The following is a 15,124-nucleotide window of genomic DNA, read 5'->3' on the forward strand; positions in this document are numbered from 1 at the left end:
CGCAGGCAGTTGCATCTCCAAGAACCTGCCACCGATTTTCTCGACTTTTTAACTGGAGTTTGTAAATGAAAAAGCTGCTTGCCGCCGCTGTTCTGGCCGCCATGTCCGTGGGTTCCGCCAACGCTGCCCTGTCCTTCAACAACGCCGAACAAACCACCGAAATCAGCCAGACCGGTTTCCTGGATTTGTTCGATGCCAATCTGGGCACCCTGACCGGCGTCACCCTGACCCTGTCCGGCCGTGAAACCACCAGCTTCACGCTGAGCAGCACTGCCGCCCAGAGCCAGAACCTGAAGGCTGACAGCACCGTCAATCTGTTCTTCGCCACCTCGCTGGCCGGCCTCGACCTGGCGCCCGCCAACCTGATCCTGACCGCAGGCACCGGCTTTGTGACCCTGGCTTCCGGCGCAACCAACTCCTACGGCCCCCTGACCGCCAGCGACAGCACTGTGCTGACCCCGCTGACCAGCCTGTTCAGCGTTGCTGGCGGCGGTTCCTTTTCGATCACCTGCGAGTCCCTCTCGGGCTTCAGCGTGCTCGGCGCTGGCGGCAACATTCAGTCCACGCAAAACACCACCGCCGGTTGCGGCGCATCCATCGTTTACGACTACACCCCGACCACCACCAATGTGCCGGAACCCGCCTCCATGGCGCTGGTTGGCCTTGGCATGATGGGTCTGGCTGCGATCCGTCGCCGCAAGTAATTTGCCTCTGCGCCCGCTCGCCGGGCGCATCGGACAAAGCAAAAAGGCCACCGCGAGGTGGCCTTTTTGTATCCGGCGGGCAAGGCGTCTTACTCTTCGGCCATGACGGCCGAGGTATAAACGGCCTGCACGTCGTCCAGCGACTCAATGGCGTCGAGCAGCTTCTGCATGCGCGCCGCGTCATCGCCTTCGAGTTCGGTTTCATTGAGAGGCTTCATCGTGACCTCTCCGAACTCGGCGGTAAAGCCGGCCTTCTCGAGTGCTTCCTTGACCGCGGTAAACGCGTACGGATCGGTCAGCACTTCGATCGAACCGTCGTCGTTGGTGGCCACGTCATCGGCGCCGGCTTCGAGCGCGGCTTCCATCAGCGCATCTTCCGACGTGCCAGGGGCGAACAGCATCTGGCCGCAATGCTTGAACTGAAAGGCCACACAGCCGTCGGTACCCATGTTGCCGCCATACTTGTTGAAGGCATGACGAACGTCAGCGACGGTACGGGTCTTGTTGTCAGTGAGGCAATCGACCATCACCGCCGCGCCACCAATGCCGTAACCTTCGTAGCGGATTTCCTCGTAGGTGACGCCCTCGAGTTCACCGGTACCCTTCTTGACAGCCCGGTCGATGTTGTCGGCGGGCATGTTCACGCCCTTGGCCTTGTCCACGGCCAGACGCAGGCGCGGATTGAAGCTTGCATCGCCCCCGCCCATGCGGGCGGCCACGGTGATTTCCTTGGCCAGCCGGGAGAAGACCCGGCCGCGCTTTTCGTCCTGCCGGCCCTTGCGGTGCTGGATGTTGGCCCACTTGGAATGACCCGCCATGATGCGCTAACCCTGTAAATCGAAAGCCGAAAATTATAGCGCATGGGCAGGCGGGCTGCCCATGCGCAAGGTCAAGATCAGGGGCAGATCTTGCTGGTGGGCTGCTTGTTCCTGGTCACCGGCGCATTGCGGGACAAGGAAAAATACGGATCGCACGGCGGCGCGGGCGGGCCGGAGCGGGCTTCAACGAGGGCCGACGCAGCACCGTCGACACCATTCGCCACGGCGCTGACGCGGTAGCGATAGACACTGTCCGGACTCAAACCGCCATCCACGTAAGCAGTCCGCGCAGCCGGAACGGTGCCAAGCAGCGTCGCGGCGGCATCGCCGATGCTGCGCTGGATGCGATAGGCGCTGGCACCCGCCACCGGCGTCCAGGCCAGGGCAACCTGGCTGGCGCTGCGATCGACGACCCGCAGGGCCGGCACGACACCACCGATGACAGCAGCCGGTTTGCCACGGGCAGCCAGCTTCTCGGCCATTCGCCACACGGCCGAAACCTGGGCGCCGTCCTTGCGGGCGTACTGACCGGCGCCGGCATCGTAGAGGAAGTCGTTGTAGCCCCACCAGTCCCAGCAGGCCATCGGATTGACCGGCCCAAGGGCGGTTCCATAGGTGGCACGGGCTTGGGGATAGAGCACCACGATGCGGTTGGCGTCAGCCCACTCGTTGAAACCCGCCCCCGTCACGAAGGTCTGGTCGATGGTTCCTGCATCCTGCTGGCAGCCATGAAAGGCGATGTGCAAGCTGCACGGCTCACCGGCAGCACAGGCCTTGGGGACATACACGTAGCCGGTGTCCCCCATGGCCAGGCGCAGCGGCGTGCTTGGCATGCCGTTGCGCTGGCGGGTGAAGGGCGCCTGATCAAAGGGCTTCGGCGTACTGCCCAGTTGCGTCGTCGGCGTGCGCTCGAGGGGTCCATAGAAAAGCTGAAGCGCGGCGCCCGCGGCATCGTAGAGCTGCCCTGCCGCAGCCGGCTTGTCGGTACAGGCATTGATGAACTTGCCGCCGGTCTTCGCGCATACGTTGCAACTGCCGGCAGCCTTGTCGGCACAGGCCGCGGAGATCTGGGCATGACCGGCATTGATGTCATCCCGATAGAAAACCTGGGTTGCCGGCGTGAAGGCACCGTACCAGGCACGCAGCGCATCCACCACCGGCTTCTTGACGACCCCGTCGTTGTAGCCGTGGAACAGCCACACGGCCTGCCCGGCCAGATTGGTTACCGGATCGATGCTGCCGCGGGCCGACCAGCCACGGGCCGACGCCACCATCGTATCCACATCGCCAGGGGTGATCGGCGTCGCGGCGTAATCCGGATCGCCCTGCATGCAGCGACGCATTGCCTGCGTCACGCCAGCGCCGCCCAGAGCATCCTGCAGGGCGCAGAAATAAGGGCCGCCAGCCGTTGCCGCCACCCCCTTCACCGAGGCCGAATGGGCCACGCCCATCTGGACCGCCATGAAGGCACCGGAGGAGATGCCGGACACGGTGGTCCGGTCCAGATCGATATTCAGTTCGGGAAGATCGGCGGCCGCGCACAAAGGCGCCAGCGCCAGCAAGACGGCAAAACGAAAGGCGGATCGGGACTGCAGGGAAGGCATGACATATCTCCTTTGGATCGACGGACTCCGTTTGAGCTTAGTTGCCGTTTGTGCAAAGCACAATGACGAAACGCTTTCTCCCGGCATGCTGCCGCGACACCCACGGCTGGCCCCGTTTGCCCAATCCGGCTACCCTCATGGTTTCGCCCCGTTAGTCTGGAGAAGCCCATGACCGAGCCGCTGCTCATCGCCAAGTCCAAGGACAAGGAAATCCACCTGCTGCCCCAACTGGCCAACCGCCACGGGCTCATCACCGGCGCCACCGGCACCGGCAAGACCGTCACCCTGCAGAAGATGGCCGAATCCTTCGCCAGCATCGGCGTGCCGGTGTTCATGGCCGACGTGAAGGGCGACCTGTCGGGCATCGGCGCCGCCGGCGTCGAGTCGCCGAAGCTCAAGGAGCGCCTGGCCGCCCTGGGCATCGACAGCTTCACCCCGCAGGCCAACACCACCGTGTTCTGGGACGTCTTCGGCGAAGCCGGCCATCCGGTGCGCGCCACCGTATCCGACATGGGCCCCTTGCTGCTGGCCCGCCTCCTCAACCTCAACGACACCCAGACCGGCGTGCTGCAACTGGTCTTCAAGATCGCCGACGACCAGGGCCTCCTGATCATCGACCTGAAGGATCTGCGCGCCACCATCCAGTACGTCGGCGACAACGCCAAGGACTTCACCACCGAGTACGGCAACATCTCGGCGGCCTCCATCGGCGCCATCCAGCGCGGTCTGATGGGCATCGAGACCCAGGGCGGCGACAAGTTCTTCGGCGAGCCGATGCTCGACATCGCCGATCTGATGCAGACCGACGCCGACGGCCGTGGCGTCATCAACATCCTGGCCGCCGACAAGCTCTACAACTCGCCCAAGCTCTACTCCACCTTCCTGCTGTGGATGCTCGCCGAACTCTTCGAGCAACTGCCGGAAGTGGGCGACGTGGACAAGCCCAAGCTGGTGTTCTTCTTCGACGAAGCCCACCTGCTCTTCAACGAAGCGCCCAAGGCCCTGCTGGAAAAGATCGAACAGGTGGTACGCCTGATCCGCTCGAAGGGCGTCGGCGTGTACTTCGTCACCCAGAACCCGCTGGACATTCCCGAAAGCGTCCTCGGCCAGCTCGGCAACCGCGTCCAGCACGCCCTGCGCGCCTTCACGCCAAAAGACCAGAAAGCCGTCAAGACCGCCGCCGAGACCATGCGCGCCAACCCGGAATTCGACGCGGCCACGGTCATCATGGAACTGGGCGTCGGCGAAGCGCTGGTCTCCTTCCTCGACGAGAAGGGCCGCCCGGCCATCGTCGAGCGCGGCTTCATCGTTGCCCCGGGCTCCCGCCTCGGCCCGCTGACCCCGGCCGAACGCAAGGCCGCCATCGAAAACTCGGTGATCTTCGGGCATTACGAACAGGTCATCGACCGGGAATCGGCCTACGAGAAACTGCGCGGCGGCAGCACAGCGACGCCGGCCAGCGCCCCCGTCGGCAACGGCGGCGGCAATGCAGCCCCGGCCGAACAAGGTGGCGGTCTGTTCGGCGGCCTCAGCGATATCCTGTTCGGCTCCACCGGCCCGCGCGGCGGACGTCACGCCGGACTGGCCGAAACCGCCGCCCGAAGCGTCGCCCGCACCGTCGGCTCGACCATCGGCCGCGAGATTGTGCGCGGCGTACTGGGCTCGATCCTCGGCGGCGGCAGCCGGAGACGCTAAAGCTCTCCGTGAGTCGGACTTCAGTCCGACAACACTCGTTCAGCCGCTTGAGTCGGACTGAAGTCCGACCCACTGCGGGGCAAAGGGCTTCCTCCTTTGCCCTTATTCCTTCCACACGCCCAGGGCCAGCAACTGCTTGGTCGCCGCCTCGCTCCAGCCGCGATTCGCCGCCGGGCTGGCCGGGCTGGGGTGGAGCACCCGCCCGTATTGCACCGGCAAGCCGGCCAGCGCGTCCCGCGCCCGTGCTTCGGCCCACGCACCCACGCCAATCACCCATTCCGGCTGCAGGATTTCGGCCACCTGGCGCAGATGCGCGTCACAGGCCGCCAGCAGCGGACCCTGCTCGGCCACCGGCAATTTGTCCGGGGTGAGGTTGCGCCCGCCATCGAAGAAGGCCAGCGGGCAGTAATTGGCGACGAAGTGCTCGGCGAAGAAGCCCTCGGCCGTACCGAAACGCTCGGCAAACAAGCCCCACAGACGTCGCCCGCTCACCTCCGAACGCGTGCAGCCAAAGCCCTCCACCGGCCGCTTGGGGTTCTCCCCGGCCGGCTTCGTGACCTCGCCCTCGATGCCCATCCAGTCGCGCACCGCGGCGATCTCGCCAAAGGGCACGCCGGTCTGCACCATGCCGAAGGGGCCGGGATTCATGCCGAAGAAAACCACGCGGCGGTGCCCCTGGCCATAACGCTGCAGATAGGCCGCATGCGGTGCCCAGGCGTAAGTCAGCGGGTTGTAAACGTGGGAGACAGGCGTCGCAAAGCGCATGCCGTCAATGGTGTCGGACAGTTCGCGGGCGGCAGATTCGAGAGGCGTGAGAGACATGGCGATTCCGGACGGCAAGATCAGGCGATGGCCGCCGGGCGTTCATTCCACGGGGCGACCTTGAACAGCAGCAGCATGCCCGGCACCGCCAGCACACCGCACAGCAGAAAGAAGTTGTACCAGCCGAGGCCTTCCACCAACCACCCGGCGGAAGCGTTGATGAAGGTGCGCGGCACCGCCATCAGACTGGTGAACAAGGCCAGCTGGGTGGCCGTGTAAGCCGGATGCGTGGTGCGCGCCATGTAGGCCACGAAGGCCGTGGTGCCAAGCCCCACCGCCAGCGCCTCCATGCCGATCACCAGCGCCAGCACACCGAGTCGCGCACTATCGGCCGGCGCCGGGCCGAGCCAGGCCAGCCAGGCAAAGCCATAAATCGCCAGCCACTGGACCACGCCGAACACCCACAAGGCCCGGTTGATACCCAGCTTGACCATCCACAGGCCGCCGAGCAGGCCGCCAATCACGCTCGGCCACAGGCCGGCATTCTTGGCGATCAGGCCGATCTCGGTCTTCGAGAAGCCCATCTCCAGGTAAAAGGGCGTGGCCAGTGCCGTGCACAGGGAATCGCCGAGCTTGTAGAGAAAGATGAAGCCCAGCACCACCAGTGCCGACTTGACCCCGTGGCGCCCGAAGAACTCCCGGAAGGGCTCGACCACCGCATCGCGCAGGGTACGCGGCGCGCCGGCCGCCACCACCGGCTCCGTCACCATCAGCGTCATCACCAGGCCCGGCAGCATGAACAGCGCCGTCACCAGAAAAACCTGCGCCCACGGCAGGTGATCGGCCAGCACCAGCGACAGCGAACCCGGCACCAGCCCGGCCAGCTTGTAGGCATTGACGTGAATGGCGTTGCCGATACCCAGCTCGATCTCCGGCAGCAGCTCACGACGGTAGGCGTCGAGGACGATGTCCTGGGTCGCGGAGAGAAAGGCGATCAGCGCCGTCAGCCCCAGCACTAGGCCGAGCTGATTGGTCGGCGACAGCGTGCCCAGCCAGGCGATGGCACCCAGCAACAACACCTGGGTCGCCCCCATCCAGCCGCGCCGCCGCCCGAGCACGGGCAGCGCGAAGCGGTCGAGAAACGGCGACCACACGAACTTCCAGGTGTAAGGAAACTGGATCAGCGCAAAGGCACCAATGGCCTTCAGCGACAGGCCCTCCGTCTTCAGCCAGGCGGGCACCAGGTTGAGGAGCAAGTACAGGGGCAAGCCCGAGGAGAAGCCGATCAGCACGCAAATCAGCATGCGTCGGTTGGCGAGGGCGCGCCAGGGAGAAGCGGTCATGGGGGAGGACGATCAGGACAAGCGCCCAATGATAACAATCGGTTACTTGATTCCGGCGCCCGCTCACCGAAAAATGCGGCAATCAGGGTGCAAAAAACAAGAGGAGACCAGCATGTACCACGTCACCGTCGCCTTCCGGGCCGACCGGGAATACGAGTTTCACGTGCACGCCGACGATATCGCCGGCCTGACCAAGGATGCCGCCCGGGAATGGCTGCAGGAAGAATTCGACGAACTCGAATGCACGCCCAGCAATCCGGTCGGCAAGGTCCTCGTCCTCGACGTGATCCTCAACGTCGCCAAGTACGGCGGCGAGCAGCGCTTTGCGCAGGGCGGAGAATGGGCCCGGCGCTTTGTGGCCTGCGTGGGCGTGGCCCTGGATCGCCCCGCCGTGCGTATCGACGTGCCGGGCTTCGTGGTGGGCTAAGGACGCGGCCCGCGGCGCACTATTCCGCGCCGTCCTTGGCTGCCAGCTCGGCCAGCACCAACGGAAACGCGGCGCTGCCGACCAACGCCACACCGGAGACAAGCAGCACCAGCCCGGCGCCCGACTCCTGCAACAGCGGATGCAGGTCGGCGCCAAACCCCGCCAGCAGCACGAGCCCGGCAAAGAGGCACAACAGGCCCGGCACGCCGAGCAGCCAGGCCCCCACCGGCAGGCGCTTCAGACTCACCCTGCCACCCGCTTGAAAACCACGTCCCACACCCCGTGGCCGAGCTTGATGCCCCGGTTCTCGAACTTGGTCAGCGGGCGGTAATCGGGCTTCGGCGCAAAGCCGTCGGCAGTATTGGCCAGCAAGGGCTCGGCCGACAGCACCTCGAGCATCTGGTGGGCGTATTCCTCCCAGTCCGTCGCGCAATGCAGGTAACCACCCGGCGCCAGACGCGAGGCGATCAGCTTCACAAACGGCCCCTGCACCAGACGGCGCTTGTGATGGCGCTTCTTCGGCCACGGATCGGGAAAGTAGATATGCACGCCGGCCAGCGAGCCTTCCGGAATCATGTCGCGCAGCACTTCCACCGCATCGTGCTGGACGATACGCAGGTTGCCGATGCCGCCCTCCTCGATCAGCTTGCACAGGCCGCCAACGCCCGGCGCATGCACCTCGATCCCCAGAAAGTCCTCGTCCGGTCGGGCCTGGGCGATAACCGCGGTGGATTGCCCCATGCCGAAACCAATCTCGACGATATGCGGCGCCTGGCGCCCGAAGACCTCGTTCAGGTCCACCGCCTCCGGCCGGTACGGGACGCCGACCTTCGGCATCATCTCGTCGAGGAAACGATGCTGCGCGTCCGACATGCGCCCCTGGCGGAGCACGAAACTGCGGATCGACTGGGAGGTCAGGCGCGGGCCCGACGGGTGCTGCTGTTCTTCTTCGCTCATGGCGGAATCCGGAATGGAAAACGGCGCGCCGAGGCACGCCGCAGGTTGAATCGGGAAATAACTCAGCTGCCGATCAGGCCGCTGGTGGGCGAACTCGGGCTCGCCGTGTAGAACTTCTTGGGCATGCGCCCAGCCAGAAAAGCCTCGCGGCCAGCCTCGACACCCTTTTTCATGGCGCCGGCCATCCTCACCGGGTCTTGCGCCAGCGCGATGGCGGTATTCATCAGCACGCCGTCACAGCCCAGCTCCATCGCAATGGCGGCATCGGAGGCCGTGCCCACGCCCGCATCCAGCAGCACCGGCACCTTCACCGCGTCGCGCACCAATTGCACGTTCCACGGGTTGAGCACGCCCATGCCCGAGCCGATCAACGACGCCAGCGGCATCACCGCCACACAGCCGATGTCTTCCAGCATCTTCGCCTGAATCGGATCGTCGGCGCAGTACACCATCACCTGAAAGCCTTCCTTCACCAGCGTTGCCGCCGCCTTCAGGGTTTCCGGCATGTTGGGAAACAGCGTGTGCGGGTCGCCCAGCACCTCCAGCTTCACCAGCCTGTGGTCATCCAGCAGCTCGCGCGCCAGGCGCAGCGTGCGCACCGCGTCGTCGGCGCTGTAACAGCCGGCCGTGTTGGGCAGGTAGGTGAATTCGGACGGCGGCAGCGCATCGAGCAGGCTCGGCGTGTTCGGGTCCTGACCAATGTTGGTGCGGCGGATCGCCACGGTGACAATCTGCGCCCCGCTCGCCACGATGGCCTCGCGGGTCTGCGCGAAATCCTTGTATTTGCCGGTGCCCACCAGCAACCGGGAGGCGTAACTCGTGCCTGCAATCGTCAGCAAATCGTCCATCGAAGCGCCAGTCCAAAAATGAGAGTTGATCAACCGCCGCCAACGGCGACAACGATTTCGAGCCGGTCGCCGGTGGCCAGCGCGGTGGTGGCATGCAGCCCCTTGGGCACAATCTCGCCATTGCGTTCCACCGCCAGCCGCTTGCCGGTCAGCCCCATCTCGTCGAGCAGGGACGCCACGCTGGCCGGCGCCGCAAACGCACGCGCCTCGCCGTTGATCGTCAGAAAAAGAGAAGTAGAAGCAGCTTGAGCAGACATGCCCGAAGTTTACCACGCCTCGCCGGTTGCCCTCCGCCCCGCCCATGCGTACAATCCGGCTCCTCTGAGCGGGCGTCGTATAATGGTAATACCCTAGCTTCCCAAGCTAGAGCCGTGGGTTCGATTCCCATCGCCCGCTCCAATTAGGCTTCCATGGAAATCCACTGAGTTCCATAAGCGGTTGTCAGAAAAGAATTTTTCGCTAGACAACATTCCAATGAGATCCACCGAAATCCACCCACTGCTGGACTAAATTAGTCCATCCGGCAGTCCATCAAAGCGGTTGTGTTCGAGTCCGGATTGTTCCTTGGGCCGAGCGGGTGCCGGGATGAGCATCTGACTCCTGACTCTGTTCAGGAGCAAGCATGGCACTCACCGACATGTTCGTCCGGCAGGCAAAGGCCACCGGAAAGGACTACACGATCCCCGATTTCGACGGCCTCTCGTTGGCGGTCTCGGACAAGGGCACCAAGTCCTGGCACTTCCGCTACACCTGGCTGGGCCAACAGAAGCGGATGTCCCTGGGGACGTACCCGGAGATCAGCCTGCGCGAAGCGCGCGAGCGCCGCGACAACGCGCGGGCGCAGGTGGCCAAAGGCATCAACCCACAGCGGCAGCGAGAAAAGGATCGGCACATCGCCACCCAGGCCGAGCAGAACACCTTTGAGGCGGTGTACGACAAGTGGCTCGCCTTCCGGGCGCAGGGGCGCCTCAAGAAAGGCCGGCAGACCACGCTGTCGATGATCCCGCGCATCTTCAAGAACGACATCCTGCCGAGCCTGCGCAAGCGTTCGATCTACGAGATCACCCGCGCCGACCTACTTGAAATCGTCGGCCGCATCGAGAAGCGCGGCGCGCCATCCATCGCCGAGAAGGTGCGCACCTGGTTCAACCAACTCTTCCGGTATGCCCTCGTGATCGTGCCGGGCCTGGAACAGAACCCGGCCTCCGACCTGGATGTGGTCGCCATGCCCCAGCCGCCGGTACGCCACAACCCCTTCCTGCGCATGCCCGAATTGCCCGAGTTCTTGCAGTTGCTGCGCAAGTACCCCGGCAAGCTGAAAACGCAGCTTGGCCTCCGCCTGCTGTTGCTGACCGGCGTGCGGACCGGGGAACTGCGGCTGGCGACGCCAGAACAGTTCCACCTCGACGATGGCCTGTGGATCATCCCGCCGGAGGTGGTGAAACAGCTGGAATTGAAGATGCAGAAGGAGAACGTCCGGCCGGAGGACATCCCACCCTACATCGTGCCGCTGTCCGTGCAGGCGATCGAGATCGTTCGGCACATGCTCGACCAGTTCAAGCCAGCCCAGACGTACCTGTTCCCGGGGGACAAGAGCCTCAAGCAGCGCATCAGCGAGAACACCCTCAACAAAGCACTGCATCGCTTGGGATACAAGGGCCGGCTGACCGGCCACGGCATCCGCGGAACCATCTCGACCGCACTCAACGAACTGGGGTATCCCGAGAAATGGGTGGATGCACAGCTTTCCCACGTCGATCCCAACCAGGTTCGCGCAACCTACAACCACGCCAAGTATGTGGAGCAGCGCCGACGCATGATGCAGGACTGGGCGGACCGGCTGGACCTGTTCGAGCAGGGGCAGGTCGAAGCGGCCAGTACGCTGCTGTCCATTAAACTGGATGGCTTTCCCGTGGTCGCCACCGAAGCGGAGGCGCAACCGTTGTCGGCGGCCAGGGCTGCTCCCACGCTGGTGGTGTCGCAACCGCTCCAGGGGGCCATGGCGCTGGCCACGGCTCCGGTGCAGCGCCTTTCCGCAGTGCGCGTGCCCAAGATCGAGCCGGCCATCTCCAACGTCCAGCGCGAGCGGATGATCCTGCTCGACATTCTGGAGGCTCCGCACAACCTGTCGGTCGCCGACTATGCCAAGCTCGCAGGCAAGTCCCGTCGCTGGATCACTTACGAAATCCAGGCCGGCAACCTCCTGTCGATCAGCCTGGGCAACCGGGGACAGCGCGTGCCGGATTGGCAGCTCGATCCGCTCAAGCGCCGCCTGATCCAGACCATCCTCAAGCAGATGCCCCCGGGAATCGACACGTGGCACATCTACCATGCACTCACACGGCCGAGCGATCTCTTCCAAGGGCAGTCCCCCATCGAGGCAGTGACGCTGGAGAATCTTCACCTCGTCGTTCATCTGGTATGCAGCGCTGTCAGCGAAAGGGTGGTGCAACGCGATAGTCGGACTCCACAACTGTCCCGGTACGCCTAGCGATACGCGCGATGGCGAACTTGCACAGCAAGATGCCGCGTGCCGCTTTCGTCTGGAAACACGCGAACGTACGATGGACGCCTGATCACGCCGACCTGGTCTCCGTGATCTTCGCCGCCCGTTCGGCAAACCTCTCGACAGCCGGCACACACCCTCGCGACGGCAGCAGCAACTGGGTTCGGATGAGATAGGGACCGTCGGCCAGGGGGCGCATGGCAACACCCCAGCCACGTGCCTGCGCGATGCGCGATCGGGGCGCAATGCCGACACCGTAGCCTGCCGCCACCAGCAGAGCCATGAGTTCGAAGGAATTGACCTCCCGGGCAGAACGGTCTTCAGGCCCAATGACAGCATCAACCTGCTGGCTCAGCGCTTCACATGCCCGTGGGCACCACCGAACCAGTGGATAGTGCAGCAGCGCATCCAATGACACCTCGACGTGGGCAAGCAGCGGCGAGCGTAACGGAACCGCCAAAGCCAGTTCGTCACCCCAAAGTGGCTGAGTGTCCAACGCCAGGTGCGTTGACGTCGCCCTCACCGCCATGCCCATGTCGCAATCGCCGTTTTCCAGGCCACGGACCAGATCGCCGGCAGTGACCTCCTGCAGCAGGACGAGGGTTTCCGGCTCCTCGGCACGTTGCAGGGCAAGTAGGGTCGCCAGCTGTGGCGACAGCGCGTCAGCCGAAACGGCGAGTTTGAGTATCGACGATTGGCTGGGGGCACTCATGGATGCCATTTCGTGATGGAGGCCAGACCGTGGCAGCAAGCATCATAGCAAAGAGTTAAATTTAACGTGGTTAAAAGTATCGCGATATTCGACGCTTTTGCCGATGCAAAAGCGTACTGTCCAGCGAGGCCGCCCTGTCGGATCGACCACCTACGAACCTGAGCCTGCGCTGGCCTTCGGCCTGGCGGTTCGTGCGGCACGGATGGAACAGGGAATGGCTCAGGAGGAGCTGGCGTCGTTGGCGGAAATCGAGCGCTCCCACATGGGAAAGATAGAACGGGGTGAGCACATGCCCACGCTGGCGCTGATCCTCAGAATCGCCGGGGCTCTGAACAGAAGTGCCGCTGATCTGATCGCTGTGACGGAGGATAACCTGCGCTCGGGGCCAAAGACGTAACCGGTGAACGGCACCGGGCTTTGCCTGTTACTCGTCGATTTGAGCGTGTAGACGCGCCATAAAGCGGTCCAGAGGTATGGCGCAAGGGGTGTCCGCGCCACTGTCCGGTCGTAACAGGTACGTGGTGTGGGTGACATTTTGGGCCGCGAGAGGACGAGTCACCACGTCGGGGCGATGACAAACTCTGATTCGTGCAGCGTTCGCGAACCCAACGCCATAACCGGCTGCGACCAGCGTCAGCATCATGTCCATCGAGGCGACGTGCTCGACGGCGCCGGGTTTGCCCGTCGCGGTGTGCAGCAATCGATCCAGCTCGCAATTGCTCCGCCCGAACAACCGGGGATCAGCCATTACGAGCGGATAACGCACCAACTCCTCCAAGGGCACCTGCTTGTGAACGAGCAGCGGATGCCGTGCCGATACGGCCACGACCAGCGGATCAATCCAGATCGGTTCGGCAACGATTCCATCCCCGACGTCGGTGGTATGTGCAAACCCCACATTGAAGCTGCCCGAACGCAGTCCGCGCACCTGCTCGGCCAGCGTCGCTTCTGTCAAACGTATCTCGACTTCCGGATCTTCCTCGCGACAGCGTGCGAGAAAGCCAGATAGCCGCGGATCGATGCAGCCGCAGGGGACGGCGATGCGAAGAATCCCCTGATAGCCTGACGAAACCGCTTTTACGTTTTCACGGGCAAGTTCCAGCGTCGAGAACAACCGAAGCACATCCTGGAGATAAACTGCACCGGCCTGTGTCAGCCGTGTGCCGCGGCGGTCACGATCGAATAGCAGTGCGCCAAGTTCGTCTTCGAGCTCCTTGATGGTACGGGACAGGGGGGACTGCTCGATATGCAGCCTTTCAGCAGCACGGGTGAAGTGCAGTTCCTCCGCCAGGACAGCGAAGCAGCGAAGGTGGCGCAACTCCATGGTTTGTCCTCCATCGTGATGTTACCGTACGGTTCCACTTGCAGCCTCGGGATACTTGCAGTTCTAGTCAAATCACGAGGACTGTCGGTTGGACCGCCTATCCAGAAGCGATGAATTACTCGTCAGGCGCTACTGAAATACTAGACGGGAACCCAATGGGATTTGCTCGCAGCCTCGCGTCCAAGCCGTTCCGAACCAGGTATGTTTGACCCGTTCAATAACAGCCAAGGCGTGCGTCAGATCGATATGGCTGTACGGGCCGGTACGTGGTGGATAGGCGCGGTCGGTAGCGATACCACAGTAGATCTGCACAGCCTTCCGAGTCAGACGGGACGCGGGGCGGAAGAGCGCAAAGGAAGGCGACTTTCCTTCGCAACTAAAACAGCCCTTTCATTGGACGCGACCACGACCATGCAGGCGATACACGATGAGGCTATGTGAGTCTTGTATAAGAAGGACTTGGTTCCACAACCAGCGGTAACGCCTTCATGAGACCATCAACTCGATTTCTCCTTCCAATCAATTCGGACGCATTACCCAATTATCTGGAAGAAGAAATTTCGCCGGATGCGCAGAACGCTCAATCAATGCGGCTTGCTAAGAAAGTCTACAACCAATCTACAAAAGTCATTGGCGGCTTCAATTTGCACCCAGTGCCCACAGCGAGCAAAAGAATGCAACTGGACGTTCTCCAATAGTTGAAAAAGACGAAGACTGCTTGACAGTGGTACCACCTGGTCATCACGGCCGTGAATCAAAAGCACCTCATTCGCGAGGTTGCGAATTTGCTCATCCGAGCTCGCCAGTGCGTCAACCCAGCGCTGCCGAGGAGCGGGGAACATACTGCCGAATGACTCTTGAAAGCCTGGCCGAATGCTTGCCTCATAACGCAGTTTTGCAAGTTCATCATTCACAAGCGAACGATCGAAGGCAAATATATCCAGCAGGTTGCGCATTTTTTCAATTGACGGCGTATAACCCCAAACTGCATCCAGCCCAGGGGTAAGTTCAAAATGTGTTCCTGCTGCGCCCATCAAGACCAAACGGCCAACGCGTTCGGGGTGCTTAACGGCGGTTGCGATTGCAAGGGCACCACCGAAAGAATTCCCAATAAAATCTGCACGCTCGATTTTTAATGCGTCAAGCATACCTATGATGTGCCCAACCCAATTATCCTTTGAGTAGATGTAATTCTTCGGGCGCTCTGTAAAACCGAACCCCGCCATATCCGGTGCTATGACGCGAAATAATTGCCCCAGTGTTGGCAACACCAAGCGCCAATTTGCATAAGCGCTGACACCTGGACCCGATCCGTGAATAAGAAAAACAGGATCTCCTGTTCCGAGCTCGTGATAATTGGTCTTAATTCCAGCAGCGACGATTTCTTTTCCAATTTCTACGTTGGTCATTTCAATTTCCTAGTT

General features: G+C 62.8%; 16 protein-coding genes and 1 tRNA gene. 6 read left to right on the forward strand and 11 right to left on the reverse strand.

Annotated features, from left to right (window positions below; translation table 11 throughout):
• The first annotated feature begins 65 nt into the window (after positions 1 to 65).
• Positions 66 to 704 carry a PEP-CTERM sorting domain-containing protein gene (locus ETQ85_RS02475; protein WP_148577544.1) on the forward strand — a complete coding sequence of 213 codons (639 nt, stop codon included), beginning with the start codon at positions 66 to 68 and terminating at the stop codon, positions 702 to 704.
• A gap of 89 nt (positions 705 to 793) precedes the next feature.
• Here the strand turns inward: ETQ85_RS02475 and ETQ85_RS02480 are convergent, their stop codons facing one another.
• Both ETQ85_RS02480 and ETQ85_RS02485 read right to left on the reverse strand, forming a co-directional pair.
• Positions 794 to 1,522, reverse strand: a complete 729-nt coding sequence (locus tag ETQ85_RS02480; RefSeq protein WP_148577545.1) for a YebC/PmpR family DNA-binding transcriptional regulator — start codon at positions 1,520 to 1,522, stop codon at positions 794 to 796.
• 77 nt (positions 1,523 to 1,599) lie between these two features.
• Positions 1,600 to 3,126, reverse strand: a complete 1,527-nt coding sequence (locus ETQ85_RS02485; protein WP_148577546.1) for an extracellular catalytic domain type 2 short-chain-length polyhydroxyalkanoate depolymerase — start codon at positions 3,124 to 3,126, stop codon at positions 1,600 to 1,602.
• A 168-nt stretch (positions 3,127 to 3,294) separates the two neighbouring features.
• Between ETQ85_RS02485 and ETQ85_RS02490 the strand changes: the two genes are divergently transcribed.
• Complete coding sequence (locus ETQ85_RS02490) at positions 3,295 to 4,821, forward strand: helicase HerA-like C-terminal domain-containing protein (RefSeq protein WP_148577547.1); 1,527 nt, start codon at positions 3,295 to 3,297, stop codon at positions 4,819 to 4,821.
• A 102-nt stretch (positions 4,822 to 4,923) separates the two neighbouring features.
• On the opposite strand, the gene ETQ85_RS02495 is transcribed toward ETQ85_RS02490, so the two are convergent.
• Together ETQ85_RS02495 and ETQ85_RS02500 are read right to left on the reverse strand one after the other, a co-directional pair.
• Positions 4,924 to 5,643, reverse strand: coding sequence for a uracil-DNA glycosylase family protein (locus ETQ85_RS02495; protein WP_148577548.1), 720 nt, complete (start codon positions 5,641 to 5,643; stop codon positions 4,924 to 4,926).
• A 20-nt stretch (positions 5,644 to 5,663) separates the two neighbouring features.
• Positions 5,664 to 6,926 carry an AmpG family muropeptide MFS transporter gene (locus ETQ85_RS02500; protein ID WP_148577549.1) on the reverse strand — a complete coding sequence of 421 codons (1,263 nt, stop codon included), beginning with the start codon at positions 6,924 to 6,926 and terminating at the stop codon, positions 5,664 to 5,666.
• Positions 6,927 to 7,038: 112 nt separating this feature from the next.
• Between ETQ85_RS02500 and ETQ85_RS02505 the strand changes: the two genes are divergently transcribed.
• Complete coding sequence (locus ETQ85_RS02505; RefSeq protein ID WP_148577550.1) at positions 7,039 to 7,353, forward strand: hypothetical protein; 315 nt, start codon at positions 7,039 to 7,041, stop codon at positions 7,351 to 7,353.
• A 19-nt stretch (positions 7,354 to 7,372) separates the two neighbouring features.
• Here ETQ85_RS02505 and ETQ85_RS02510 read toward each other — a convergent pair whose 3' ends face one another.
• The 4 genes from ETQ85_RS02510 to thiS all read right to left on the reverse strand — a co-directional run bounded on the left by ETQ85_RS02510 (position 7,373) and on the right by thiS (position 9,415).
• Positions 7,373 to 7,600 carry a hypothetical protein gene (locus tag ETQ85_RS02510; RefSeq protein ID WP_148577551.1) on the reverse strand — a complete coding sequence of 76 codons (228 nt, stop codon included), beginning with the start codon at positions 7,598 to 7,600 and terminating at the stop codon, positions 7,373 to 7,375.
• Complete coding sequence (gene trmB / locus ETQ85_RS02515; protein WP_148577552.1) at positions 7,597 to 8,310, reverse strand: tRNA (guanosine(46)-N7)-methyltransferase TrmB; 714 nt, start codon at positions 8,308 to 8,310, stop codon at positions 7,597 to 7,599. The genes ETQ85_RS02510 and trmB overlap by 4 nt, the downstream gene beginning before the upstream one ends.
• Before the next feature lie 62 nt (positions 8,311 to 8,372).
• Complete coding sequence (locus tag ETQ85_RS02520) at positions 8,373 to 9,158, reverse strand: thiazole synthase (protein ID WP_148577553.1); 786 nt, start codon at positions 9,156 to 9,158, stop codon at positions 8,373 to 8,375.
• 29 nt (positions 9,159 to 9,187) lie between these two features.
• The gene (gene thiS / locus ETQ85_RS02525) at positions 9,188 to 9,415 is read right to left on the reverse strand and encodes a sulfur carrier protein ThiS (RefSeq protein WP_148577554.1); all 228 of its coding nucleotides are present in this window, start codon (positions 9,413 to 9,415) and stop codon (positions 9,188 to 9,190) included.
• A 68-nt stretch (positions 9,416 to 9,483) separates the two neighbouring features.
• Here thiS and ETQ85_RS02530 point away from each other — a divergent pair.
• Together ETQ85_RS02530 and ETQ85_RS02535 are read left to right on the forward strand one after the other, a co-directional pair.
• A tRNA-Gly gene (locus ETQ85_RS02530) sits at positions 9,484 to 9,557 on the forward strand.
• Positions 9,558 to 9,780: 223 nt separating this feature from the next.
• Positions 9,781 to 11,649 (forward strand): tyrosine-type recombinase/integrase, encoded by a 1,869-nt coding sequence (locus tag ETQ85_RS02535; RefSeq protein WP_076600351.1) that lies wholly within the window; start codon positions 9,781 to 9,783, stop codon positions 11,647 to 11,649.
• Between the two features lie 85 nt (positions 11,650 to 11,734).
• On the opposite strand, the gene ETQ85_RS02540 is transcribed toward ETQ85_RS02535, so the two are convergent.
• Positions 11,735 to 12,376 (reverse strand): LysR family substrate-binding domain-containing protein, encoded by a 642-nt coding sequence (locus ETQ85_RS02540; protein ID WP_076600352.1) that lies wholly within the window; start codon positions 12,374 to 12,376, stop codon positions 11,735 to 11,737.
• Positions 12,377 to 12,479: 103 nt separating this feature from the next.
• Between ETQ85_RS02540 and ETQ85_RS02545 the strand changes: the two genes are divergently transcribed.
• On the forward strand, positions 12,480 to 12,773 hold the full coding sequence (locus ETQ85_RS02545; RefSeq protein WP_050417855.1) for a helix-turn-helix domain-containing protein: 294 nt from the start codon (positions 12,480 to 12,482) through the stop codon (positions 12,771 to 12,773).
• A gap of 27 nt (positions 12,774 to 12,800) precedes the next feature.
• On the opposite strand, the gene ETQ85_RS02550 is transcribed toward ETQ85_RS02545, so the two are convergent.
• Positions 12,801 to 13,700 (reverse strand): LysR family transcriptional regulator, encoded by a 900-nt coding sequence (locus ETQ85_RS02550; RefSeq protein WP_076600353.1) that lies wholly within the window; start codon positions 13,698 to 13,700, stop codon positions 12,801 to 12,803.
• Positions 13,701 to 14,284: 584 nt separating this feature from the next.
• Positions 14,285 to 15,109: an alpha/beta fold hydrolase gene (locus tag ETQ85_RS02555; RefSeq protein ID WP_076600354.1), complete on the reverse strand. Its 825-nt coding sequence runs from the start codon at positions 15,107 to 15,109 to the stop codon at positions 14,285 to 14,287.
• Positions 15,110 to 15,124: the final 15 nt, after the last annotated feature.

Source organism: Zoogloea oleivorans (assembly GCF_008107625.1).
GTDB lineage: Bacteria > Pseudomonadota > Gammaproteobacteria > Burkholderiales > Rhodocyclaceae > Zoogloea > Zoogloea oleivorans.